The sequence below is a fragment of the Tenacibaculum sp. MEBiC06402 genome, assembly GCF_049239625.1.
Taxonomy (GTDB): Bacteria; Bacteroidota; Bacteroidia; order Flavobacteriales; family Flavobacteriaceae; genus Polaribacter.
This window is the reverse complement of sequence record NZ_JBMKKT010000094.1, coordinates 137,373-159,988: the sequence shown is the minus strand read 5'-3', so window position 1 is coordinate 159,988 and position 22,616 is coordinate 137,373. Positions and strand designations below refer to the sequence as shown.

Below are 22,616 nucleotides of genomic sequence, written 5' to 3'. Positions count from 1 at the left end.
TGCTACATTTTTAGAGGCACAAATATAGTTATTTCAGGAGTAGTTTTCAATTAAATCTTTCGTGTGATGTTCAGTATGATAGGCGGTCCACATAATAATTTCTCTAAGCGGCATTTTTCCCATTAAAGGATGTGGTAGAATAAAGTTATCCAACTTCTTATCACTCATGATATTAGTTTTGTATTGCAATTTTTTATTCTGGATATTGAGTGTTCTCACTAAATGCTTGAATTTTTTTTCAGAGGGAGTTAAGACATTTGAATTGTACTTTTTGGCTCTTTCTTTATTTTCTATCAATTTGTCCTGATATTTTTTTACCACTTCCTTATAAGACCTTACTGCTCTATTAGATTTTCCAAATTTGTATTTTAATAGAAACGATGGAAAACTTAATGCATGATTTAATTTTTTAATCGAATCAACTAAATGTTGAACGTGTTGCCCTGCAGTCCATTTATCTTCTGGTCCTTTTTCCCAATAATTTTGTTCTTGTTTTCCTAACCAATTGAATAATTCTTGATGTTTCGCTTCTAGTAAATTATTGATCTCTTGTTTCTCCATATCTTCAGTATATTTCATTTTAAAGATATAAAATTTAGAAAGTATTACAATTGACTACATAAAAATTACAGTTGACTACATTTCATTTTTTTTGGTTGAGAAGCCTACCTACATTTGAAATGTATTTAAAACTAAAACGAGTACTGATGAAAGCAAAAACATATATTTTTAGACTATTAATAGCAGTTTTTAGCTTATTGCTAACTACTAATATTTATGCACAGCAAACTGTTGTTTACAGCAATAACTCTAAGAGAGTAGGGAATTTTTCCATAGATATAAAAGGAAAGGGAGATTTTAAAATTGAATATGAGGGTGATATTGTTTTGTCAGATGATGATAAAGATATTGTGTCTATTTCTAGAGGTGGATTTATAGATATAAAAAAATCAAGTTTTGGTAAGAAACGAAGAATAGTCATCGAAGCGGAAAGTGGAACTTTAAAGAAGAGATATTTTTTAGGTTGGACAGAAAAAAATTATGAACCTGAAGGAAAAGAATGGCTTGCTGAAATTTTACCAGAAATAATTAGAAATACAACGATTGGTGCTGAATCTAGAGTAAAACGCTTTTACAAAAAAGGAGGTGTGAATTCAGTTTTAACTGAGATTCGTCAAATGGATAGTGATTATGTAAAATCAGCTTATTTTTCTTATTTAATGGGCTACAATTTGAGTAATGCAGAACTAACTAAAGTTGTTAATGTTGCTGGAGAAAAAATTGATTCAGATTATTACTTGGCGCAAATACTTCAAAAGAACCAAAAAGCTTTTTTAGGAAATTCTCAAACATTATCAGCTTACATTAATGCTACGAAGAATATAGGATCGGATTATTATCAATCTCAGGTTTTGAATAAAGCAATCAAAAGTGATGATATTAACGATAATCAATTGGGAGAGTTACTTCTTATTTCCAAAAATATTGACTCAGATTACTATTTATCTCAAATTTTAATAAATATATTGAACGATAGAGAGTTGAATAAAGCTAACATGGAAAAAATAATGAATCTCTCAAATAGCATTGGTTCTGATTACTACAAAAGTCAAGTATTGAAAAAAGCCTTGAAAAATAAGAACCTATCGAGTAAAAATTATAATACATTTATTTCATCAATAGATGATGTCGGTTCTGATTATTATTCTTCAAGTATTATAGAGGATTTATTAAAAAAGGACTTAGATAATGCCTCATTAAGTCAATTATTAGATTTGATTAATAAAAATGTAGGTTCTGATTACTATGCTTCTTCATTGTATAAAAAATTGGCAAGAAAAAAATTAACAGAAGATCAGTTGATAAAAGTATTAAACTCTTTAGAAAATATTAATTCAGGTAACTATTTATCGAGTGCACTGATTGCCTTCGCACCAAGCGTAAAGAATTCATCTCAACGAGTAAAAGATGCCTATATGAAAAGAGCAAAATCAATTAACTCTGATACTTATTTCGGAAGAGCTATGAAAGCTATTTACTAATACCTTAACTAAGGTAATTATATTTCTAATCGATATTAATTACCTTAGTTTCAAAAATTAAAAATCAACTAACCAAACTCTACATTAACATGAAAAAACACATTCTCATAACGAGTATTGGCGTTATTCTCGGGTTTCTCGTTGGATATTACATGTTAATTAGTGAGCAAAACGAAGTTACATCCTTGTTTGTTGTTCTTTTTATTTCACTTGGGTCAGCTATCTCTTATGTAAATTATTTTTTGTCAAGATTTTTAGATGCAAAATTGACTTGGAAAAATCACGAAGGTGCTCGTCTTCTAGCAGGTGTTTTATCTCATTTTATTGTTTCGTTTGGGGCAATCTATATTGCGTTATACTTAAGAAGTAGATTATTAACTGACATCGATTTCTATCCAACGTATAAATTATCAGTGCTGAAACTTGGGATATTATTATTCTTAATTTCTATTGTGTTTCAGGTAGTTTATTTTGTCTTGTATTCGTATTATTCTTATGCTATTTTACAAATAGAAACTGTAAAGTTAGAACGTAATCAAATCGAACATCAGTTGAATGCTTTAAAATCTCAAATTAGTCCACATTTTCTATTTAACGGATTAAATACAGTGTCATCATTAATTCATAAAGATGAGAGAAAAGCATCAATATTTATAAGGAAGTTAGCTCAAATGTACGACCATGTATTGAACAGTTATTCGGAAAAATTGACAACAGTTTCTGCAGAATTAGAACTGGTAAAATCGTATAATTATTTAATTTCAAATAGATACGGAGAAAAGTATAGTTGCGAAATTACTATTGATTTAGATGTAACTCCTACAAAAATTCCACCTTTAGCATTGCAAATGCTTGTTGAGAATGCTGTCAAGCACAATGTCCTAAGTATCGAGAACCCTTTGAAAATTGAAATTACTAATGATAAAGAATATATTTTAGTTAAGAATAATGTAACCAAGTCTCAAACAAAGGTTTCCTCAACTAAAATCGGATTGAAGAACATAAACAGACGCTATTTACTTTTAAAAGGAAAGGGAATAGTAATTACCAACGGACAGAATTTTCTTGTTAAACTACCTATTATTCGATGAAAAGACTGTTCATACACAAACCGCTATTTCGATTGCTGAGTCCTGTTTTTAGTGGAATCATTGTTTACTTGTTAATATTATTAGTGAACAACAATGTGGCGCAATTACAAAACGAATTTCTGGGAGAAGAGTTGTACGTGTGTATCGGAATGTCCTACATCATACAGGAATTCTCCAGAGCACTTTTATTATTGGTAAAAAGAGTTTCGTTATTTTCAAACAGTCTGCTTTCTCTTTTTTTACAGGTTGTAATTTCAATGATACTATGTGTCGTTTTAGTTACTTCGATAATCACTATTTATTATAAACAAATACTTGGTTTTTCTCCAAACTCGGAAGAATTATGGCTGTTTAACAGTATTTTTTGTGCCATTAATATTATTTACATTTTATTGTTTATTAGTCATCAGTATTTGTATAAAATTAATAATGAAAAATTAAAGGAAGAGCAAGATTATTTGAGTCATCTTGAACAGGATTTTAATGAATTCAAACAGGGAATTAATCCGAATTTGTTATTTGAAAGCCTTGAGAATTTATTGGTATTAATTCAACAAGATAAGGACAAGGCCGACGATTTTATTGACTATTTGGCAACAATTTATCGTTATATATTGTCTAGTAAGCAAAAGCAATTGGTTTTATGGGAAGAAGAGCTCAGTAATACAGAAGCTTTAATAGAATTGTTTAATTATTTGCCGTATCGTAATGTGTCACTTCTAAATAAATTAAATGAACCTTTTTTAATTGTTCCAAGGGTATTACTATTCATAGTTGAACAAATTATTAGAACTACGATTATTTCATCAAAAGTAGAACTGACAATTTTAATTGAAGAAGAGAAAAAGTCTTTTACTATTTGCTATCAAACCAATGATAAAATTACAACCGTTTTTTCCATAGACAGTTTTAAAGAAATTCAAAGAATTTATGGGATTTATAGCAGTACTAAAATTGAAGTAATAACGACAGATAGTACACGAACAATTAAAATTCCAAAACTAACCACAAAAGAATCAAAATAATGAAAGTAGTTATTGTTGAAGATGAAGTTTTAGCAGTAGAGAAGTTAGAGCGTTATTTAATGAAATACAGCAATAAAATTGAAGTTGTTGAAAAACTAGATAGCATTCATGATTCGGTAAATTATTTTACTAATAACCAAAATTTTGATTTGGTATTTATGGATATTCAATTAACGGATGGTTTAAGTTTTGAGATTTTTAAACAAGTAACTATTAACAAACCAATTATTTTTATAACTGCTTTCGACGAATTTGCTATAGATGCTTTTAAAGTAAACAGTATTGATTACATTTTAAAACCAATCACGTTTACAGATATTTCTAATGCAATATCGAAGTTTGAGTCAATGCAAAAGTTGTTTAAATCAAATGAAGTATTAACAAAAGTAGGAGAGGAGTTAGTTCAAAGAAAAGCCAAGGACCGTTTTTTAGTTCGATTAGGAAATCATATTCATTCTATAAAAACAAACGATATTGCCTTATTTTACGCTGAAGGAAGAACGGTACAATTAATTACGAATGAAGGGAAAAAATTCATTGTAGATTTTAAATTGGAGGATTTAATCAAACTTTTAGTTCCTTCTGTATTTTACAGAGTGAATAGAAGTTTTATAATAAACATCAATGCAATAAAAGATGTGGTCGTCTATTCCAATAGTCGTTTAAAAATATCGTCTACAATAACTGTTGATAAGGACATTATTGTGAGCCGAGAAAAAGTATCTGCTTTTAAAAATTGGTTTGAAGGTAATTAACGTTTCGGATTTTTTAACTTATATAAAACACATTCCTCGAGTTCAGGAAATTCGTTTAGTAATGGATGATTAAAGGTTTGTACTTTTTGCATTCCAATTTTTTTCATAACGGTAATAGAAGCAATATTTTTTGATGGCGCAACAGAAACTATTTCATCGAGTTTTATATCAATGAATCCAAATTCTAAACACCTTTTAGTGCCTTCAGTGGCATAACCTTTTCCCCAGTATTTTGGTAGAATTCTCCAACCAATATCTACAGACGGATTAAAATCTGCTTCATAGGTTTGCTCACATATACCAATAAATCCAATGAAATCTTTTGTTTCTTTTAATTCAACAGCAAAGTAACAGTAATTGTTTTTATCAAACTGATTTTTCATGCGCTCAATAAAATCCTTGCATTGCTTCTTTGTTTGCGTAGTAGGAAAATAACGCATCACTTCTTCATTTGAATTTAATTCAAATAGTTTATCGGTATCTTCCACAGTCCAATTTCTAAACCCTAACCTTTCTGAAGAAAAAATATAATCATTCATTGAAAAAATAATAAAAAAAAAGACAAAACTAAACGCTGCAATGTTTCTATACTAATTTTAAATTGATAAATTTACAGCTAGACCATTTAGATAAATTTTCTGATTACATGAAAAAAAGTATTACGCTAAAAGAACTGGCAAAGCTATTAAAGGTTTCTGTATCTACGGTATCAAAAGCTTTAAACGATAGTCACGAAATAAGCGAATCTACAAAACGAAAAGTAGAGGAGGCTGCAAAACTTCATAACTACAAACCAAATAGGGCAGCTTTAAATTTAAAATCAGGGAAAACGAATACTATTGGTGTAATTTTACCTAGTATTAATAATTTCTTTTTGGCTAGAGCATTAAGAGGTATCGAGTCTGTTGTAGCTAACACAAATTACAATATAGTTATCTCTATTACAAACGAATCTCATGAAAAGGAAGTGAACTCCATTGAAGCTTTAACGAATGGAATGGTTGATGGGATTATTATTTCAATTGCTGAAGAAACTCAGGTTCTACAAGATTTTTCTCATTTACACGATATCCCAGATGATATTCATGTGTTAATGTTTGATAGAGTTGAAAAATCGATTACGTGTGATAAAGTTTTTGTGGATGATTATGATGCTATTTTAAAAGCTGTTAGAGATTTAAAGTTTAAAGGAAGAAACAAAATTGTATTAGCTTCTACTATTAGCAAGTTGAGTGTTGGTAAGCAAAGAACAAAAGGTTATATCGATAGTATTAAAGATAAACATGATCCAATATTAGTTGAAGGTCCAGAGGATTTTATTGAAGTTAAATTAAATAAATTATTAAAAGAAGGAGATATTGATGCTATTATAGCCTTAGATGAGCAAGCTTCATTGGCGTCTTTTAGGGCGGGAAAGAAAAATAATTTATTAGACAATGGAAAGTTATTCTTAATAGGTTATGCAGGTAAAACGTTATCAGAACATTTAAGTCCTAGTTTAACAACGGTAGATCAACACGGTAAAAAAGTAGGAAGAACTTCTGCTAAATTACTGTTAGAAAGATTAAAAAGGCCTACGAAAGATATCGAACAAATTATTGTAGATTCAACACTTAGAGAACGAGAAACCACACTTAAAAAGTCATAAATCGTCTGTAAAATGTTTTCTTGATTTTTCTTGAGAGAACTTTTCTTGATTGTAATCTTTTGATTTTCCTTTTGGGATGGAAAGAGATTGCCATTTATTATCAAGCATTATTTTAGCTAGAAACACGATTTGTCCAACATGATAAGCATAATGACATAATTGCCGATTAATAGCCTCTGTAATCGTGTGTCCATGATTTCGTATGTAAATAATTTGCTCAACATCGGAATCTCTCAGTGGTTCAATTGCTTTGAATAAACAATGCCAGCCTTCTTCCCAGTATGCAATAACATCTTCTTTTGTTTCAAAGGAATTCATAAATTCCTGATCTCGATTTCGCCATTCTTTTTCCCCATCCTCCGTTAAAAAGTTTGTCCATCTCGACAGCATATTGCCACCCATGTGTTTTACAATTACGGCTATCGAATTATTCTCTTCATTCGGATGCCAAAAAAAATGCTCATTAGAAAGTTGGAGGAAAGTTTTATCGCCTAAGCTTTTGTAATATTCGAATTGTTTTTTAGCACTATTAAGATATGAAGACATAAAAAAGAGTTGAAAAGTTCAACTCTAAGATACATTATTTTTTACTTGGAATAAATTCTAACGCTACGCCATTAATACAATCTCTAATTCCTGTAGTTTCTCTAGGTCCATCATTAAATCGATGCCCCAAATGACCACCACAAGTATTACACTTTAATTCTGTCCGAGCATAACCAATTTTATAATCAGTATCTGTTTCAATGTTTTTTTCTATTGCTTTATCAAAAGATGGCCAACCTGTCCCTGAATTAAATTTACGTTCTGATTTATAAAGGGGAGTTTTACAAGCTGCACAAACAAAAGTTCCTTTATCTTTTAGGTAGGTATATTCACTTGAGTTTGGACGCTCCGTTCCTGCCTCTCTTAAAACATAATATTGCATCGGTGTTAATGCCTTTTTCCACTCTTCCGCAGATTTCTCAACTTTATATTTTTTTTGAGATTTTTTATTCTGAGCTGTTGTTTGACAGCTTATGAATAACGCTATAATTGATACGTATAAAACTAAATTTTTCATGAATGACGTTTAATAAATGAAACAACTCTATTGGTAGTATTTTTATCACGTAAAATTTTGGTATGTCCCAATCCGTTTGTAATTAAAATAGAACCATTTTTTAAGTTTTGACGTATGCTATAAGCACAACTTACAGGAACGTCACCATCAAATGAATCATGAATTACTAATGCAGGAGTATTTACTTCCTTAGCTTGTTTGGAACTCGAATAACTATCAATATCCGTTTGATGTTTTTTATCGAAACGCTTTTTTAGTTTTGAGGCAATTTTAGGTTTTAACTCTAAATTTTTAATGAAGTTTTGAATGATAGCTGAAATAGTATCGCCAGAACCAATGCTAACTACTGAATTAATATCCAATCCCTGTGCAATTGCTGTATATAAACTCATACCACCTAAAGAATGACCAACAGCAGCATCAAAAGGACCAAACTCTTCATTTATTTTATGAATCGCTTCTACAAATTCAGGCATAGATGAAGTTTTTCCCTCAGAGTTTCCATGTGCTGGTGCATCAAAAGAAATAGTCATGTAACCGTTTTCTAATAACTTATCCGCAATCATAAATAATTGTGTACTTCTTCCTGACCAACCATGAACTAACAATACTTTCTTTTGCGAAAATCCATACCGTAATAGTTCAATCTCACAGTCTAATTTTTCAATGTTTAATTTGCTTTTTTGAGCACTTTTCCACATCATTTTTTCGCGTTCGGGCGTAGCAAATTTAACTGGTGTAGAAAATAACTTAGAAGAAAATCTAGTAGCCATTCTTTTCGAAAAAAATTGAATAGATTTAGCAACAATCTTTACTGGTTTCGGGATTGAAATACTAGCAGGAATTAACTTGTCTCTTGAAGCTTGAATCATAAAAGATGATAAATTTTCATTGTAAAGATAGAATTTGTATTTTTAAAAAAGTATTCTAAAAGTGACTTTTTCGCAGAAAATGAGTCTTAAAAAATGAAGAACCAAAACAAAATATAATGAGAAAAATTGTAGCCCTTTTATTTATCACCATTTTTTTAGTTGAATGTAGTACCGTACCAATTACTGGAAGAAAACGTTTAAACTTTGTTAGCGATTCACAAATTTTACCAATGAGTTTTCAGCAGTATAATGGTTTTTTAGAGGAGAATAAAAGTAAAATTATTTCAAATACTTCGCAGGCTAGAGAATTAAAAACAATTGGTAAAAATATTGCTGCAGCTGTAGATAGATTTATGCGAGCTAATAATATGCAGGCCGAAGCAGATTCTTATAAATGGGAGTTTAATTTAATTAATGACCCAACAATTAACGCTTGGTGTATGCCTGGTGGGAAAGTTGTTTTTTATACAGGAATAATGCCAATATGTGCTAATACAAACGGAGTTGCTGCTGTAATGGGACATGAAGTTGCACATGCTTTTGCAAAACATGGTCAGGAACGTATGTCATCGGCTCAAATTCAACAGTTAGGAGGAGTAGCAGTAGCGGTAGGAACTAGCAATAATAAAAATGCACAGCTTTGGAATATGGCTTACGGAGTTGGTTCAACTTTAGGAATGTTAAAATTTAGTAGAACTCATGAAACTGAAGCAGATAAGTTAGGATTGGTATTTATGATTATGGCTGGCTACAAAGGAGAAGAAGCAGTTAATGTTTGGGTACGTATGAGTGAGAATGCCAAAAAGAGTGGAAGACAAGCACCACCAGAGTTTTTAAGTACACACCCGCATAATCAAACACGAATTGTTGATTTAAGAAACTATTTACCTGAAGCAAAAAGGTTGGCTGCAAAGTTTAATAAACAAACTGCTCCACCAAGAAAATAAAAAACTATAAATATTATTAAAACCGTTCTTTTTAGAACGGTTTTTTTATTTTAGAGGTATGTATAAAATTGGAGATAAAAAATTAATAAATAGTTGGGCCTTCTACGATTGGGCCAATTCAGTATATTCATTAGTAATAAGTACAGCAATTTTTCCTATTTATTATGGTGAAGTAACTAAAGATAAAGTAGTTCATTTTTTAGGAATCGATTGGGAACATCCTGAAAGTTTATACAGTTATGCAATGTCATTCTCGTTTTTGATTGTAGCATTTATGTCTCCAGTTCTATCGGGTATAGCAGATTATACAGGAAGCAAAAAGAAGTTTTTACGATTCTTCTGCACGTTTGGGAGTTTAGCTGTGATGAGTTTATTCTTTTTTAAAGATTGTGAAACGACATGGATAGGAATCGTAGCTTCCATATTAGCGAGTATCGGTTTTTGGTCGAGTATTGTGTTTTATAACGCTTATTTACCAGAAGTAGCATTACCAGAACAACAGGATAGTGCAAGTGCAAAAGGATTTATATATGGTTATATAGGATCTATCATACTATTAATTATGTGTTTGGCACTTATTATGAAACCTGAAATGTTTGGAATAGAATCTTCTGGATTAGCATCAAGAATTTCGTTCATTCTTGTTGGTGTTTGGTGGGTTGGTTTTGCACAGGTAACATTGAATAAACTTCCTAAAAGGAAGGTTAAAAATAAATTAGAGAAGAATTATCTATGGAAAGGATTTCAAGAGTTGAGAAATGTTTATAAGGAGATTCAGCAGTACGATACTTTAAAAGGATTTTTAGTGGCCTTTTTCTTATGCAGTGTTGGTGTTCAGACTATTATTATTATGGCTGCTTTTTTTGGTTCTACTGAATTAGAGTTAGCCAGTACAGACATGATTGTAACTATTTTATTAATTCAAATAGTGGCAATTTTTGGAGCAAATTTTTTCTCAAAATTATCTGAAAGGAAAGGTAACTTTTATGCATTGCGCGTTACAATTATTGTTTGGATGCTTGTTTGCTTTTGTGCTTTCATGTTGCATAAAGGTATTCCAAATGTTGGTTATTACTTTTATAGTTTAGGAGGTTTACTTGGGTTTGTTTTAGGAGCAGTTCAATCATTAACACGTTCTACATATTCCAAATTACTACCTGAAACAGACGATAATGCCACTTATTTCAGTTTTTATGATGTAACTGAAAAGATTGCAATTGTAACAGGAACTTTAGTTTATGGTTTATTAAATGCAATTACGAATTCAATGCAATGGAGTGTATTGTCTTTGGCAATATTCTTCCTAGCGTCTTTACTTGTTTTAAATCGATTAAAGAAAACTAAATATGTATCATAAAAAAAAGAGCTTTAATTAAAAAGCTCTTTTTAGTACAGGGTTTGATTAATTCTTAAACAGCAATTACTGTACCTTGAATTGTAATATCGAAAGTAACTTCAATATCAGTTTCTCCTCCTGCGTTTGCAATATTCCCATCGCTAACACCCGAAGCATCTTTATTAGGCTCGTGACGTAATGTTACTGTAATAGTTCCAGTTCCAGCTGAACCTGAAGCTAATGAAAACGTAATTCCTACAGGATTTCCATTTGAATCATTTGATCCAGTGTATGTAAAAGTTGGATTAATTCCACTTGCAGAGTAAAAGAATTGGTGCTCATCTGCTTCTTCTGCTACTTCAGTTGTAATGTTTTCTGCTGGATCCTCAGTTTCATTTAATAAAACTATTGTTGCATTATAAGTTGTATTAGCTGATAGTGTACCTCCAGTAACTACAGGAGCATTTGGTCCGTCACCATCTAAATCTTGACTTTCTAAAACAATATCACTTCCTCCACCAACAGGTGTTAAAGTTATTCTCATAGTTGTAATTACTTCTTCTTCATTTGTAGGAGTTGGATTATCATCAGAACAAGAAGCGAAAGTAATAGCAGAAATACACGCGATTGCTAATAATTTAATTGTTTTCATAATTTAATATTTAATTTAAGTGTTTAATGGTTAATAATTTATTTTTAATTGAATTCTAAAATTTCTACCTAAATCGTCTGCAAAAAAACGTAGTCTGTTTAGATAATCTCTGTAGGAGGTATCTAATAAATTGTTTACAGAAAATTGTAGTGCAATGTTGGTTTCAGATAATTTAAAGTCAAAACCAGATGAAAAATTCAAAAGATGATAACCACTAGGTGGGGTACTTATATCTACTAATTCATTAGTACCAGTGGTAGCAACGAATGTTGTAAAGTTGTTGTCAGGATATTCATTTTGCCTCGCGTTGAACACACTTTCAACGGAAGCAAAAAAGTTATTCCAATCGTCTTTTTTATAGAGTAAAGAACTTACAGTTTTAAAAGAAGGAATATCGATTAAAGCCCTTGAATTGTCGACATCCTGCCCCTTTAATAATGAAGATTTATTTGATATGATTAAGTTTTCATTAATATTGTAAGTAATGTTAGTATCTATACCTAAGAGATTTGCATTTACTTGCTTATAATCCCAAACAACAAAAGTACCCCTTATAGTGGTTTCTGTACCTGCAGGCTCCAAATAAATAAAATCATTGATTCTATTAAAGAACGCCTCTACAGATAGATTTATTTTTGAACTTTCAAATTTATAAGTTCCAGAAAACCTATGGGATGTTTCTGGTTGGATACGCAAATTCCCTAACTCTATTCTTGCTGCAGAATGATGTAATCCATCACTAAATAGCTCTGATGGATTTGGAGCTCTATTGGATAAACCATAGTTAAATATAAATGAATTTTTTGGATTTAATTGATATAATAAACCAGTTGAGGCTGATACATTATGAAAATTAAATTTAGGATTAACTAAATATTGTGTTCCAAAATCTTCAATGATAATGTTACTAAAATCTTGGTCATAGTTTAATGAGTTCCATCTAGATTTTAAGTAAAACTTTTTTGCGTTAATATGGTTATAATCGTATCGTATACCAGCTGACAAAAGAAAACCATTAAAACTAAATTCAGAAATTGCATAAATTCCTGCATTGAATTTGTCATAGTCTGGTATAATTCTACGAACTCCTGTTTCAGGGTTAGAAAAATTGTTTTGGTATCCACCAGAAATCCCAATTTTGTAAATCCTATGAGGATCTGAATCAAATTTCATGTCTGCTGAAACCGTATGAGTTTTTAAAGTAAGGTCAGTTGCTGCTTTAGCACTTCTACCGCCTCTTCTTATATCAAACTCTAATCTTTCGTTATTCTGAAAATCATATTGAATAGATAACTTACCTAGACCTTCTAGGCGTTTGTACATTTTTGCTTTTACTAATTGATGTGTAACATCTTGTTTTGGATTGTTAATGGTATAACTGAAGTCATTTATCACAAGAGGTTCTCCACTGTTTATTGCGTTTACTAAATCACTAGTAGTTCCAATATGAGAAGCCCTTAAAATCCCAATCTCATTAGATAAATAGCTGTAATAAACATCAAAACCTCTATTTGTTTCTTTGTATCCCCCAGCTAGTGAAATACCATAAGATTTAACTCCGGTATTCGTAAGGTTGTAATCTGGAGCATTAAAATCACCTGCTCTTTTAAACGAGGCATTTCCGTTTACAAACCAACCTTTACTAGTTGTTTTACTCAAACTAGTATTGAAGGAGAACAATCTACCGTTATTTTGTTGAGATAAAATTGTTTTACCATGTAGCGTGTCTTTTCTGACAAATTTAGAAGGATTCATTACAATTACACCTCCAATTGCATCTCCTCCATATTCCAGAGCATTTGCTCCTTTAATAACAGATATGCTGCTCGCAGCATTGATATCAACATTTGGTGCATGTTCAATTCCCCAATCTTGATCTTGTAAACGAACTCCATTAACTGAGGTAAGTACTCGACTACTATGTAAACCATTAATAACAGGTTTTACAATTGAGTTACCAGTATTAATCGAAGATACACCAGAAACTTCTTTTAAAGCATCACCTAAGTTAGCGTCGCTAAAATTATCTAATGTCTTAGCTTTTATTAGTGTTTCTTGCGAAGTTTTAGTTTTTTTTGCGAGTTGTGCATTCACATTAATCTCTTCAAGTTCTTCTATATGGTGTTCTAAATCAATTACTTTATAAGTATCTGTGGTAAAGTCTAGTTCAAATGATTTAGTATTACATGCTAAATGTGATACTTCGATAATTAATTTGCCTAAACAAACATTGGTTATTGTAAACTTTCCATTTACATCAGTAGCTGTATACTTATTTTGATTTTTAATATACACGGTTGCACCGACAATAATTGATTTGTCGTGTGAATCCTCTACTATTCCAGAAAAAGTATATGTACAATTTTGACCTATTACTATACTTGTAAAAAAGTTCAGTAATAAAATCAATAAGAGATCCTTTGATTTCATTATGATTTTTAGTTTAACTAATTTATTTTTTCAAAAATAATTAAGTTAAGCTAGGCGGACCTCTTAAAAAAAAAGAAGTTGTTATTTCACTCTTAAAAGAGTAATAAAAATTTTCAGTAGAAGCTATTTCGGTTATCGTAATTATAGGTAAAGCTGCAATTTCGATATCTGAAAAATCGTTTAAATTGAATTTACAAAGTTCACATTCAACTTCATGATCATGGTAATGATGCTCATCTTGAGATAGGCACACTTCAACATCATGATGTTCCTCCGCAATTATATGAGAAAATTGAATCACAGAAGGAGCTAATATGATGATTAGCAGTGTTAATGATATGTATTTGCGAATGAGTTGCATAATTCAATCGCCAAATTAAGGAGTTTTTTTCTATTATACCAAGCTTTAAACCTTTTTTTAACTATTTAAAGCTTAAAATTAATCCTTACTGATATAAACTGTTCCTTTAGGTTTGAATTTTGAATAACCTATTCTAGAAGTATAATCATATGAAGAGTCTTTTACTTTTGTGATTTGTACAAAAATAATCTCTTTGTCTAAATCCGTTTTCGGACTTTTCATTTTTAATTGATAAGCAAAGTTATTCTTCCATTTTATAAAAAGAGTATCCACTTTTTCAATTTCTTTTTCAATAACAGAGCTGTCAGTTGAAATAGTTACCTTTTTTGTATAATATTCTATTTGTAAACTATCTTTTCTAACAATAGTAGTTTTGCTGTAATTATCTCCAGCAGGAATTTCAAATGTTCCAAATTTAAAACGTTCTGGATTTCCTGAAGTATCAACTTTGCAAGAAACGAATGATATAAATACTATATAAAAAAGGAAACTTAATCTCATATTAAATACCTGTATAATTTGAAGGTGTTATTTGTTTTAACTCATTTTTGATAGCATCAGAAACTTCTAAAGTATCAATAAAATCGGCAATAGATTTTTGAGTAATCTTTTCATTGGTACGTGTTAATCCTTTTAACGCTTCATATGGATTAGGATATGCCTCACGTCTTAATATTGTTTGAATAGCTTCCGCAGCTACAGCCCAATTATTTTCTAGGTCTTGTTCAAACTTTTCTTTGTTTAAAAGAAGTTTATTTAAACCTTTTAATGTTGCTTTAAAAGCAATAATTGTATGTCCAAAAGGAACTCCAACGTTTCTTAAAACGGTGCTGTCTGTTAAATCTCTTTGTAATCTTGATACTGGAAGTTTAGCTGCTAAATGTTCTAGAATAGCATTTGCAATTCCTAAGTTTCCTTCAGAATTTTCAAAATCAATAGGATTAACTTTATGTGGCATTGCTGATGAACCAACTTCTCCTTTTTTAATTTTTTGTTTGAAATAATCCATAGAAACATACGTCCAAATATCTCTGTCTAAATCAATCAAAATGGTATTGATACGCTTCATAGCGTCGAATAAACTTGCCATGTGATCGTAATGCTCAATTTGAGTTGTAGGGAAAGAATGGTGTAAATCTAAACGCTCTTCAACAAAAGAAGTTCCGAAAGATTTCCAATCGATATCTGGATAAGCAACTTTGTGAGCATTATAATTTCCTGTTGCACCACCAAATTTAGCAGCGTTTGGAATATGTTGTAAAAACAATACTTGTTGATTAATACGCTCAACAAAAACAAAAAGCTCTTTTCCTAATCGAGTAGGAGAAGCTGGTTGTCCATGCGTACGAGCCAACATTGGAACGTTTTCCCATTCTTCACATAGTTCTGCTAATTTAGCTGTCAAAGAGTCTAATGTTGGAAAATATACTTCATCAATTGCATCTTTAATAGATAAAGGAATTGCAGTATTATTTATATCTTGAGAAGTTAATCCGAAATGGATAAATTCTTTATATGACGATAAATTTAAAGCGTCAAATTTCTCTTTGATGAAATATTCAACTGCTTTTACATCGTGATTCGTTACACTTTCAATCTCTTTGATTTTTAAAGCATCTTCCGTTGAGAATTCACTGTAAATTTTTCTTAATTCAGGAAAAAGTTCCGAATTCACCTCTTTTAATTGAGGTAATGGAATTTCGCATAACGCAATAAAGTATTCAATTTCTACTTTAACTCTGTATTTAATTAAAGCTTCTTCCGAAAAATAGTTTGTTAATTGATCTACCTTATTTCTGTATCTACCATCAATAGGAGAGATGGCGTTTAATGTTGTTAAACTCATTTGTTGTTGTTGTGTTGAAACCGCAAAAATAGCAAATACTTAGAGTTTATCTTACTAATTTTAAATGAATTTATCGATATACTTTACGTTTCTCAATTTTCACTTCTCCTTGCTTTTCAAGTTGTTTAATTGCTCTGATAACTGTTTCAACTCGTAAACCTAATAAATCTGAGATTTGCTGTCGTGTATGTTCGATTTTTAAGCTGAATTTACCGTCCAATTTATGAACATCATGTTTTAAATAATCAAAGAATCTTAGTATTCTATGACTAGGTTCTTGACTCGATATTTCAGATGCAATAATAGCTTTGTAGTATAAACGTTTTGCTAAATTCTTTGTAATGTTCAAATGAATATCTGAGTGATTTTTTAATAGAGTGAAAAATCTTTCCTTAGGCAAAACATATAGTTCTGAACTTTCTATAGCAACGGCATTCGCGGGATAATTTATATCAATAAAAAGTGGTGGTTCTCCAAAACTTTGTTCTTTGTAAAAAATACCTTGAATAAATTCCTTTCCATCATCATTATAGTTATTCATTTTTACAATACCACTTTTCACTTGATAATAGTTTTTAGCACTGCTGTTTTCAGAAAAAATGATATCATCTTTATCAAATGATTTAATTTCTGCATCATAATTAAGAAGTAATTCTGTTGGTATCATAATGTGATTTTAGTCATAATTAACCTAGTAGGTAAAAGTATACTTTTGTACTGGTAAAATTAAGTTTGAATGAATCGTAAACAAATTGAAAGCAGAGACGATGTATTTTTATTAGTGAATTCTTTTTACAATAAAATAAAAATCGATGAAGTTATTGGTGATTTTTTTACCAAAACTATCCCTGAAAATGAATGGGATGAGCATATTCAAAAACTAACAGACTTCTGGGAAACAAATTTGTTTTTTGTGAGAAAGTTTAAAGGAAATCCGATGAAAGCTCACAAAGATGTTGATACCAACTTTAATTATGCGATTCAACAAGAACATTTTGGAAGATGGTTGCAGTTATGGTTTTCTACCGTAGATGAATACTTTCACGGAGATAAAGCAAACCAAGCAAAAGAAAGAGCACGAAATATAGCTTCCATGCTCTTCTTTAAAATTTATGAGAATAGATTAAAATAGCTTTGGTAATTGTAATAACACTAATAAGGTGTTCAGAATAATACTAATTAAACCTAACCATACTACATACTTAAATGGACTTTGACTAAAAGCTGCGGCATTTGTTCCCATTGCGGTTGTTGCAGATAAAGCAACTATTGTAAATGAAAATCCATCGTGTAATGCTAGACCAATTGATAAAGAAGAAATCATTGTACTAAGCATAACAAATATCATAGTGATTCCAAAACTATTTTCTTGTTCTTTTTTTATTTTATTGTTTATCATTTCAATTAATGAAATGTTTTTTCTCTCGGTGGTTGTAACGGTAATATTTTTAGCGGTAATCATAATTATTAATTTTACTACAAAGTTAGATTCCAAGTCTCTTTTAAAATATGATTTTGGTCATATTGGTTAAAAAGCTTCTGTTTCTTAAAGGTTATTTATATCTTCACATTTCAAATCTAAAAATGTGTCGACAGAAGTACTTATCTATATAATAGTATCATTATTAATTGGAGTTGCAGTAGCTTATTTTCAATACTTTTTTAAGGTTCAAAAAGCAGGAAAGCAAACCATTTTGTTATTTGTTTTGAGAGCTTTAAGTGTTTTCTTTTTATTATTGTTACTAATAAATCCTCAGATAAAAATTGAAGAAACTGAAAACATAAAACCTAAATTATCGGTACTTATTGATAATTCATTATCAACTTCATATTTTAAAGAAGAACAAAAAACAACCGAATTAATAAGTCAATTTAAAAGTTCAAGAAATCTGAACAAGAAATTTGAGGTTCAATATTTTAAGTTTGGAAAAGACATTCAAACTGCAGATAGTTTATCTTTTAATGATTCTCATACAAATATTTATAACGCTGTAAAATCAATAAACTCGCTCAATAAAAATGAATTAGGAGCTGTAGTTTTAGTTTCTGATGGAAATCAAACGATTGGTGAAGATTATGAATATGTAAATTCTAAACAAGCAGTTTATCCTATTGTAATAGGAGATACCGTAAAATATGAAGATGTAAAAATTTCTCAGTTAAATGTAAATAAGTACAGTTATATCAATAATAAGTTTCCAGTTGAAGCTTTGGTCTATTACGATGGAAATAAATCAATAAGTACTGAGTATAGCATTTATAAAGGAGGAAGGAAGATTTTTTCTCAACCTGTAAAGCTTTCAAAAGAGAATAACTCTGTCACAATAACAGCTAATTTAAATTCTACTAAAGAAGGTGTTCATTTTTATTCCGCAAGTATTGGAAAATTAACCAATGAAACTAATACAAGAAATAATATTAAAAACTTTTCTGTTGAAGTTATTGATGAACAAGCAAAAGTATTGATTCTTACATCAATTTTACATCCCGATTTAGGTGCTTTAAAAAAGGCAATCGAAAGTAACAAACAAAGAAGTGTTGTAATAGAAAACATCACATCTTTTAAAGGAAATCCAGACGATTATCAATTTGTTATTGTATATCAACCTTCCATTTATTTCAAACCATTTTTCAATCAAAGAAAATCGAATTACTTGGTAATTACAGGTACTAAAACAGATTGGAGTTTTTTAAATTCTTTAGAACTAGGTTTTGATAAGTCTTATATTAATCAATCAGAAGATTACGGAACGACTTACAATACTAACTATTTGACCTTCATACAAGATGATATCGGTTTTAATGATTTTCCTCCGTTGAAGGATAAATTTGGAAATATTACAGCGAAAGATCATCAGAGTTTATTATTTCAAAAATTGCAAGGATTTGTCACGGATGAACCGATTCTAGCTACTTTTGAAAAAGGTGAACAAAAATTTGGAGTTTTATTCGGTGAAGGAATCTGGAAGTGGAGAGCTGCGAGTTATCTCAAGGAAACTAGTTTCCAAGATTTCGATGCTTTTGTAAATAACTTAGTTCAATTTTTATCATCGAACAAGAAAAGAAACCGATTAGATGTAAAAGTAGATAATTTGTATTTAGCAAATCAAACTATTGATGTTTCTGCTTTGTACTTAGACAATAACTTCAAGTTTGATTCGAGAGCTTCCATTCAGATGTTTATTTCTAATGAAGAAACCAAAGAGCAAAAAGTATTTCCTTTTTCATTAGTTAATAATTCATATCGAGTTCAGGTGGAAGGTTTAGCTCCTGGAGAGTATTCATATCGTGTTTCTGTTGAAGGACAATCTGTTCAAAAGACTGGTAAATTTAAAGTGGCCGATTTCCAAATCGAAGAACAATTTACCAATGCGAATATTAAAAAGTTACAAGGATTAGCCAATAGCTCAAAAGGTAAATTGTTTTACAATCATCAACAAAAGGAATTAATAGATGATTTAATCCAAAATAAGAATTATTATACAGTTCAAAAATCAATAGAAAAAGAAGAAGGAATTATTCAATGGCAATGGTTACTATTTTTAATAGTTGGGTTGTTAGCAATAGAATGGTTTTTAAGAAAGTATTACGGTAAAATATAATGGTAGAACATTTTTTTCAATGTCCCTATTGTTGGGAAGAGATTTCGATGTTACTAGATCGAAGTATTTCAGAAACATATATTGAAGATTGTGAAATATGTTGCAATCCGATGGAGATTACTACGGTATTTGAACAGAATGAATTAGTCGGTTTTCAAGTAAAAAATATAGAACAATAATGAGATTTCATACAAGAAAATGGGTAAAACCTGAAGATTTAAATCCAAACGGAACCTTGTTTGGTGGGCGATTATTACAGTGGATTGATGAAGAAGTTGCTTTGTATGCAATTATTCAATTAGAAATTCCGAAAACAGTTACAAAATTTATGTCTGAAATAGATTTCGTGAGTTCGGCAAGACAAGGAGATATTATTGAAATAGGAATTGATGTTGTGAAATTCGGAAGAACTTCAATAACATTAAATTGTACAGTTAGAAATAAACTAACAAGACAAGATATTATTACAATTGATAAAATCGTAATGGTTAGTTTAGATGAAAATGGAGCTACTGTACCGCACGGAAAAACTAGAATAGAGTACGTAAAAGATCGATTAAATAAACAATAAATATAATATTATGAATAAACAGGCGAATTTTGATTTTCCAAAGAAAGGAGTGTTTCTAATTCCATTATTAATATTCTTTTTTATCTTTTTGATAAAATCAACAGAAACTATAAACTCAGGAGAAGCCGGTGTTGTGTGGCGTTTCTTTGGAGGTGTAGATCCAGATCAAGAACCATTAGGGGAAGGTTTTCATATAATTGCTCCGTGGAATAATGTTTTCGTATATAACGTGAAGCAGCAGTCTATTTCGGATGTAATGAAAGTGCTTTCTGTAAATGGATTAGAAGTTACTGTAAATGGAACAGTTTGGTTTAAGCCAGAATTCAAGAACTTAGGATATTTGCATAAAACAAGAGGAAAAAATTATGTCCGAGATATTCTTGATCCAGCTATAAACGCAGCGGCAAGAAGTGTTGTAGGACGTTATACACCAGAGCAGTTGTATTCTAGTAAAAGAGATGTAATTGAGAAAGAAATTCTTGAAGAAGTTAGCAAAGAACTGGAAGATCAGTACATCAAAGTAAATAAAGTTTTGGTTGAAGATGTTCAATTACCAAAAACAATTAAAGAGGCGATTGAAAGAAAGTTAAAGCAAGAACAAGAAGCTTTAGAATATGAGTTTAGATTAGCGAAAGCCAAAAAAGAGGCTGAACGTCAACGTATTGATGCAGAAGGTAAAGCTGCGGCCAACAAAATATTAAGTGCTTCTTTAACGGATAAAATTCTTCAAGAGAAAGGAATCGAAGCAACCTTAAAATTATCTGAATCACCGAATAGTAAAGTTGTTTTAATTGGTTCTGGTAAAAGCGGAATGCCAATTATTTTAGGTAATCAATAAACGTTAAAAAGTGTTTAAAATGAATGAATTTAAAGTATATACTCTTAAAAAAAAGTTAATAGCATTTTAAACATGTAACAACTTTGAAATTAACTCGTCAATTATATAGATTACTTCCTTAAAAGTTAGTGATTAGTTAGTTTTTGATAGTTGATTGAAAGAGCTCGAGATTTTAATAGTCTCGAGCTTTTTTGTTTTAAAGAGATTAGGGTTAAATATTTGTTTTTTAGGTGTTTACAAAAATGTTCTGATTTTATACCAATTTGTTCGCTTTTTGGTTTTTACTTTTTTTCTATTAATTAAAATGATTCTTTTGTATTAACGAATTGATACTCTTTCAATTCATAAATCAACTTTAAACCCTAATAACAATCAATCAAAAGATCATGAAAAAAATTACCCTTTCATTTATTTTTTCTATGTTTTTTGTCCTTTCTATTTTCGCACAGGATTACGAAATAGATAGTTTCACAAAAACATTTACAGATTCTAATCGAGGAAATAGGAGAGTAACTGCTAAAATTTATTTTCCAAAACAACAAACTGTGAATATTGAAAAATATCCAGTTATTGTTTTTGGGCATGGTTTCGTAATGAATTATGCTGCCTATGAAAACTTTTTTGATACCTTGGTTGCAAGAGGTTACATAGTAGCTTTTGTAACTACAGAAGGATCAGTTTTTGCTAATCATAGAGCCTATTCGGAGGACTTGGCTTTTATGGTTAATGAAGTTAGAAATGAGGCAAGTAAAAGTGACTCTCCTATTTTTAATTTAGCAGGATATTCTAATGCATTATTAGGACATTCTATGGGTGGGGCAGCAGCAATTGTTGCAGCTTCTCAGGTAGATGTGAATACATTAGTAGCTTTTGCTCCAGCAAAATTACGATTTGACACTTTTACTCCTGCTTCAAATGTGATAGAAGAATCGTTAGTTTTTTCTGGTAGCTCTGATGGTGTAACAAAGCCTAATGAGCACCATATTCCTTTATATAACAGTTTAGGTTCTTCATGTAAGTACTTTATAAGCATTACTGGTGGAGCTCATTGTTATTATGCAAAGCCAAGTGGTTATTGTGATTTTGGAGAGCGTTTTTCTTCAAGAAATATTTCAGTAACCAGAAGTGAGCAACAAGAAATTATGTTCAGATATGTTATTCCCTGGTTAGATTATAAATTAAAGAATGACATTGCTTCATATAGAGCATTTAGAGACTTACTAAATAACGATGATGATGTAACTTATGAAAATGGTTGTAATAATGAATTAACTCCATCAATAGAAAAACTACCAGAAACAAGTTTTAATGTTCAGGTAGGCCCTAACCCAACCCGCTCTTTTGTCAATATTAATACATCAGACGAGTATGAACTGGAAAAAGTAGAAGTATATAATCAATACGGAAAACTGTTCCTTAACTCGAAAAGTAAACAGGTAGATTTATCTAGTTTACAACGAGGTATTTATTTGATAAAGGTTTACTCAAAAGGAAAAACTATTACAAAGAAGATAGTTGTTGAGTAAAATGAAAAAGC

25 protein-coding genes are annotated in these 22,616 nt (G+C 30.3%); 13 read left to right on the top strand and 12 right to left on the bottom strand.

Features of this window, described 5'->3' with window-relative positions; all coding sequences use genetic code 11:
- Positions 1-33 precede the first annotated feature (33 nt).
- Positions 34-579, bottom strand: coding sequence for a DinB family protein (locus ACOSP6_RS07670; RefSeq protein ID WP_422093599.1), 546 nt, complete (start codon positions 577-579; stop codon positions 34-36).
- Positions 580-707: 128 nt separating this feature from the next.
- Here ACOSP6_RS07670 and ACOSP6_RS07665 point away from each other — a divergent pair, with 128 nt between their 5' ends.
- The 4 genes from ACOSP6_RS07665 (at position 708) to ACOSP6_RS07650 (ending at position 4,913) form a co-directional block, all read left to right on the top strand.
- Positions 708-2,042, top strand: a complete 1,335-nt coding sequence (locus ACOSP6_RS07665; protein WP_422093600.1) for a hypothetical protein — start codon at positions 708-710, stop codon at positions 2,040-2,042.
- A gap of 89 nt (positions 2,043-2,131) precedes the next feature.
- Positions 2,132-3,133, top strand: a complete 1,002-nt coding sequence (locus ACOSP6_RS07660) for a sensor histidine kinase (protein ID WP_422093601.1) — start codon at positions 2,132-2,134, stop codon at positions 3,131-3,133.
- On the top strand, positions 3,130-4,158 hold the full coding sequence (locus tag ACOSP6_RS07655; protein WP_422093602.1) for a histidine kinase: 1,029 nt from the start codon (positions 3,130-3,132) through the stop codon (positions 4,156-4,158). Before ACOSP6_RS07660 ends, ACOSP6_RS07655 begins: the two co-directional genes overlap by 4 nt.
- Entirely contained in the window at positions 4,158-4,913 is a 756-nt protein-coding gene (locus tag ACOSP6_RS07650) for a LytR/AlgR family response regulator transcription factor (protein ID WP_422093603.1), read from the top strand. The genes ACOSP6_RS07655 and ACOSP6_RS07650 overlap by 1 nt, the downstream gene beginning before the upstream one ends.
- Here ACOSP6_RS07650 and ACOSP6_RS07645 read toward each other — a convergent pair.
- Positions 4,910-5,452: a GNAT family N-acetyltransferase gene (locus tag ACOSP6_RS07645; RefSeq protein WP_422093604.1), complete on the bottom strand. Its 543-nt coding sequence runs from the start codon at positions 5,450-5,452 to the stop codon at positions 4,910-4,912. The genes ACOSP6_RS07650 and ACOSP6_RS07645 overlap by 4 nt on opposite strands.
- 107 nt (positions 5,453-5,559) lie before the next feature.
- On the opposite strand from ACOSP6_RS07645, the gene ACOSP6_RS07640 reads away from it, so the two are divergent.
- Complete coding sequence (locus tag ACOSP6_RS07640; protein ID WP_422093605.1) at positions 5,560-6,561, top strand: LacI family DNA-binding transcriptional regulator; 1,002 nt, start codon at positions 5,560-5,562, stop codon at positions 6,559-6,561.
- On the opposite strand, the gene ACOSP6_RS07635 is transcribed toward ACOSP6_RS07640, so the two are convergent.
- From ACOSP6_RS07635 to ACOSP6_RS07625, 3 genes are read right to left on the bottom strand one after another with little or no spacing between them, the layout of a single operon-like run.
- The gene (locus ACOSP6_RS07635; protein WP_422093606.1) at positions 6,556-7,107 is read right to left on the bottom strand and encodes a DUF1572 family protein; all 552 of its coding nucleotides are present in this window, start codon (positions 7,105-7,107) and stop codon (positions 6,556-6,558) included. The genes ACOSP6_RS07640 and ACOSP6_RS07635 overlap by 6 nt on opposite strands.
- 34 nt (positions 7,108-7,141) lie before the next feature.
- A complete protein-coding gene (gene msrB, locus ACOSP6_RS07630; RefSeq protein ID WP_422093607.1) occupies positions 7,142-7,624 on the bottom strand; it encodes a peptide-methionine (R)-S-oxide reductase MsrB in 483 nt (160 codons plus the stop codon).
- On the bottom strand, positions 7,621-8,496 hold the full coding sequence (locus ACOSP6_RS07625) for an alpha/beta fold hydrolase (RefSeq protein ID WP_422093608.1): 876 nt from the start codon (positions 8,494-8,496) through the stop codon (positions 7,621-7,623). The genes msrB and ACOSP6_RS07625 overlap by 4 nt, the downstream gene beginning before the upstream one ends.
- Positions 8,497-8,612: 116 nt before the next feature.
- Between ACOSP6_RS07625 and ACOSP6_RS07620 the strand changes: the two genes are divergently transcribed.
- Together ACOSP6_RS07620 and ACOSP6_RS07615 are read left to right on the top strand one after the other, a co-directional pair.
- Entirely contained in the window at positions 8,613-9,443 is an 831-nt protein-coding gene (locus tag ACOSP6_RS07620; RefSeq protein WP_422093609.1) for a M48 family metallopeptidase, read from the top strand.
- A gap of 58 nt (positions 9,444-9,501) precedes the next feature.
- Positions 9,502-10,800, top strand: coding sequence for an MFS transporter (locus tag ACOSP6_RS07615; protein WP_422093610.1), 1,299 nt, complete (start codon positions 9,502-9,504; stop codon positions 10,798-10,800).
- Positions 10,801-10,852: 52 nt separating this feature from the next.
- Here the strand turns inward: ACOSP6_RS07615 and ACOSP6_RS07610 are convergent, their stop codons facing one another.
- The 6 genes from ACOSP6_RS07610 to ACOSP6_RS07585 all read right to left on the bottom strand — a co-directional run bounded on the left by ACOSP6_RS07610 (position 10,853) and on the right by ACOSP6_RS07585 (position 16,735).
- Positions 10,853-11,431, bottom strand: coding sequence for a type 1 periplasmic binding fold superfamily protein (locus ACOSP6_RS07610; RefSeq protein WP_422093611.1), 579 nt, complete (start codon positions 11,429-11,431; stop codon positions 10,853-10,855).
- Between the two features lie 30 nt (positions 11,432-11,461).
- Complete coding sequence (locus ACOSP6_RS07605; protein WP_422093612.1) at positions 11,462-13,861, bottom strand: TonB-dependent receptor; 2,400 nt, start codon at positions 13,859-13,861, stop codon at positions 11,462-11,464.
- 40 nt (positions 13,862-13,901) lie between these two features.
- Positions 13,902-14,222, bottom strand: a complete 321-nt coding sequence (locus tag ACOSP6_RS07600) for a hypothetical protein (protein WP_422093613.1) — start codon at positions 14,220-14,222, stop codon at positions 13,902-13,904.
- A gap of 78 nt (positions 14,223-14,300) precedes the next feature.
- The gene (locus tag ACOSP6_RS07595; RefSeq protein ID WP_422093614.1) at positions 14,301-14,723 is read right to left on the bottom strand and encodes a hypothetical protein; all 423 of its coding nucleotides are present in this window, start codon (positions 14,721-14,723) and stop codon (positions 14,301-14,303) included.
- A gap of 1 nt (position 14,724) precedes the next feature.
- Positions 14,725-16,068, bottom strand: a complete 1,344-nt coding sequence (gene purB / locus ACOSP6_RS07590; RefSeq protein ID WP_422093615.1) for an adenylosuccinate lyase — start codon at positions 16,066-16,068, stop codon at positions 14,725-14,727.
- 70 nt (positions 16,069-16,138) lie between these two features.
- Positions 16,139-16,735, bottom strand: a complete 597-nt coding sequence (locus ACOSP6_RS07585) for a Crp/Fnr family transcriptional regulator (protein WP_422093616.1) — start codon at positions 16,733-16,735, stop codon at positions 16,139-16,141.
- A gap of 69 nt (positions 16,736-16,804) precedes the next feature.
- Between ACOSP6_RS07585 and ACOSP6_RS07580 the strand changes: the two genes are divergently transcribed.
- On the top strand, positions 16,805-17,200 hold the full coding sequence (locus tag ACOSP6_RS07580) for a group III truncated hemoglobin (RefSeq protein WP_422093617.1): 396 nt from the start codon (positions 16,805-16,807) through the stop codon (positions 17,198-17,200).
- On the opposite strand, the gene ACOSP6_RS07575 is transcribed toward ACOSP6_RS07580, so the two are convergent.
- Positions 17,192-17,530, bottom strand: coding sequence for a hypothetical protein (locus ACOSP6_RS07575; protein ID WP_422093618.1), 339 nt, complete (start codon positions 17,528-17,530; stop codon positions 17,192-17,194). The genes ACOSP6_RS07580 and ACOSP6_RS07575 overlap by 9 nt on opposite strands.
- A gap of 124 nt (positions 17,531-17,654) precedes the next feature.
- Between ACOSP6_RS07575 and ACOSP6_RS07570 the strand changes: the two genes are divergently transcribed.
- The 5 genes from ACOSP6_RS07570 to ACOSP6_RS07550 all read left to right on the top strand — a co-directional run bounded on the left by ACOSP6_RS07570 (position 17,655) and on the right by ACOSP6_RS07550 (position 22,605).
- The gene (locus ACOSP6_RS07570; RefSeq protein WP_422093619.1) at positions 17,655-19,670 is read left to right on the top strand and encodes a VWA domain-containing protein; all 2,016 of its coding nucleotides are present in this window, start codon (positions 17,655-17,657) and stop codon (positions 19,668-19,670) included.
- The gene (locus ACOSP6_RS07565) at positions 19,670-19,849 is read left to right on the top strand and encodes a CPXCG motif-containing cysteine-rich protein (protein WP_422093620.1); all 180 of its coding nucleotides are present in this window, start codon (positions 19,670-19,672) and stop codon (positions 19,847-19,849) included. The genes ACOSP6_RS07570 and ACOSP6_RS07565 overlap by 1 nt, the downstream gene beginning before the upstream one ends.
- Positions 19,849-20,241, top strand: coding sequence for an acyl-CoA thioesterase (locus ACOSP6_RS07560; protein ID WP_422093621.1), 393 nt, complete (start codon positions 19,849-19,851; stop codon positions 20,239-20,241). The genes ACOSP6_RS07565 and ACOSP6_RS07560 overlap by 1 nt, the downstream gene beginning before the upstream one ends.
- Positions 20,242-20,251: 10 nt before the next feature.
- The gene (locus tag ACOSP6_RS07555) at positions 20,252-21,079 is read left to right on the top strand and encodes a prohibitin family protein (protein ID WP_422093622.1); all 828 of its coding nucleotides are present in this window, start codon (positions 20,252-20,254) and stop codon (positions 21,077-21,079) included.
- Between the two features lie 386 nt (positions 21,080-21,465).
- On the top strand, positions 21,466-22,605 hold the full coding sequence (locus ACOSP6_RS07550; protein ID WP_422093623.1) for a T9SS type A sorting domain-containing protein: 1,140 nt from the start codon (positions 21,466-21,468) through the stop codon (positions 22,603-22,605).
- Positions 22,606-22,616 lie beyond the last annotated feature (11 nt).

Excerpts from the sequence above, each read along its gene's own strand:
- ACOSP6_RS07620 (WP_422093609.1), top strand. The coding sequence starts at position 8,613 with ATGAGAAAAATTGTAGCCCTTTTATTTATCACCATTTTTTTAGTTGAA.
- ACOSP6_RS07625 (WP_422093608.1), bottom strand. The coding sequence starts at position 8,496 with ATGATTCAAGCTTCAAGAGACAAGTTAATTCCTGCTAGTATTTCAATC.
- ACOSP6_RS07660 (WP_422093601.1), top strand. The coding sequence starts at position 2,132 with ATGAAAAAACACATTCTCATAACGAGTATTGGCGTTATTCTCGGGTTT.
- msrB (WP_422093607.1), bottom strand. The coding sequence starts at position 7,624 with ATGAAAAATTTAGTTTTATACGTATCAATTATAGCGTTATTCATAAGC.
- ACOSP6_RS07580 (WP_422093617.1), top strand. The coding sequence starts at position 16,805 with ATGAATCGTAAACAAATTGAAAGCAGAGACGATGTATTTTTATTAGTG.
- ACOSP6_RS07645 (WP_422093604.1), bottom strand. The coding sequence starts at position 5,452 with ATGAATGATTATATTTTTTCTTCAGAAAGGTTAGGGTTTAGAAATTGG.
- ACOSP6_RS07640 (WP_422093605.1), top strand. The coding sequence starts at position 5,560 with ATGAAAAAAAGTATTACGCTAAAAGAACTGGCAAAGCTATTAAAGGTT.
- purB (WP_422093615.1), bottom strand. The coding sequence starts at position 16,068 with ATGAGTTTAACAACATTAAACGCCATCTCTCCTATTGATGGTAGATAC.
- ACOSP6_RS07595 (WP_422093614.1), bottom strand. The coding sequence starts at position 14,723 with ATGAGATTAAGTTTCCTTTTTTATATAGTATTTATATCATTCGTTTCT.
- ACOSP6_RS07575 (WP_422093618.1), bottom strand. The coding sequence starts at position 17,530 with ATGATTACCGCTAAAAATATTACCGTTACAACCACCGAGAGAAAAAAC.
- ACOSP6_RS07600 (WP_422093613.1), bottom strand. The coding sequence starts at position 14,222 with ATGCAACTCATTCGCAAATACATATCATTAACACTGCTAATCATCATA.
- ACOSP6_RS07610 (WP_422093611.1), bottom strand. The coding sequence starts at position 11,431 with ATGAAAACAATTAAATTATTAGCAATCGCGTGTATTTCTGCTATTACT.
- ACOSP6_RS07550 (WP_422093623.1), top strand. The coding sequence starts at position 21,466 with ATGAAAAAAATTACCCTTTCATTTATTTTTTCTATGTTTTTTGTCCTT.
- ACOSP6_RS07555 (WP_422093622.1), top strand. The coding sequence starts at position 20,252 with ATGAATAAACAGGCGAATTTTGATTTTCCAAAGAAAGGAGTGTTTCTA.
- ACOSP6_RS07605 (WP_422093612.1), bottom strand. The coding sequence starts at position 13,861 with ATGAAATCAAAGGATCTCTTATTGATTTTATTACTGAACTTTTTTACA.
- ACOSP6_RS07635 (WP_422093606.1), bottom strand. The coding sequence starts at position 7,107 with ATGTCTTCATATCTTAATAGTGCTAAAAAACAATTCGAATATTACAAA.
- ACOSP6_RS07585 (WP_422093616.1), bottom strand. The coding sequence starts at position 16,735 with ATGATACCAACAGAATTACTTCTTAATTATGATGCAGAAATTAAATCA.
- ACOSP6_RS07565 (WP_422093620.1), top strand. The coding sequence starts at position 19,670 with ATGGTAGAACATTTTTTTCAATGTCCCTATTGTTGGGAAGAGATTTCG.
- ACOSP6_RS07650 (WP_422093603.1), top strand. The coding sequence starts at position 4,158 with ATGAAAGTAGTTATTGTTGAAGATGAAGTTTTAGCAGTAGAGAAGTTA.
- ACOSP6_RS07560 (WP_422093621.1), top strand. The coding sequence starts at position 19,849 with ATGAGATTTCATACAAGAAAATGGGTAAAACCTGAAGATTTAAATCCA.
- ACOSP6_RS07670 (WP_422093599.1), bottom strand. The coding sequence starts at position 579 with ATGAAATATACTGAAGATATGGAGAAACAAGAGATCAATAATTTACTA.
- ACOSP6_RS07615 (WP_422093610.1), top strand. The coding sequence starts at position 9,502 with ATGTATAAAATTGGAGATAAAAAATTAATAAATAGTTGGGCCTTCTAC.
- ACOSP6_RS07665 (WP_422093600.1), top strand. The coding sequence starts at position 708 with ATGAAAGCAAAAACATATATTTTTAGACTATTAATAGCAGTTTTTAGC.
- ACOSP6_RS07655 (WP_422093602.1), top strand. The coding sequence starts at position 3,130 with ATGAAAAGACTGTTCATACACAAACCGCTATTTCGATTGCTGAGTCCT.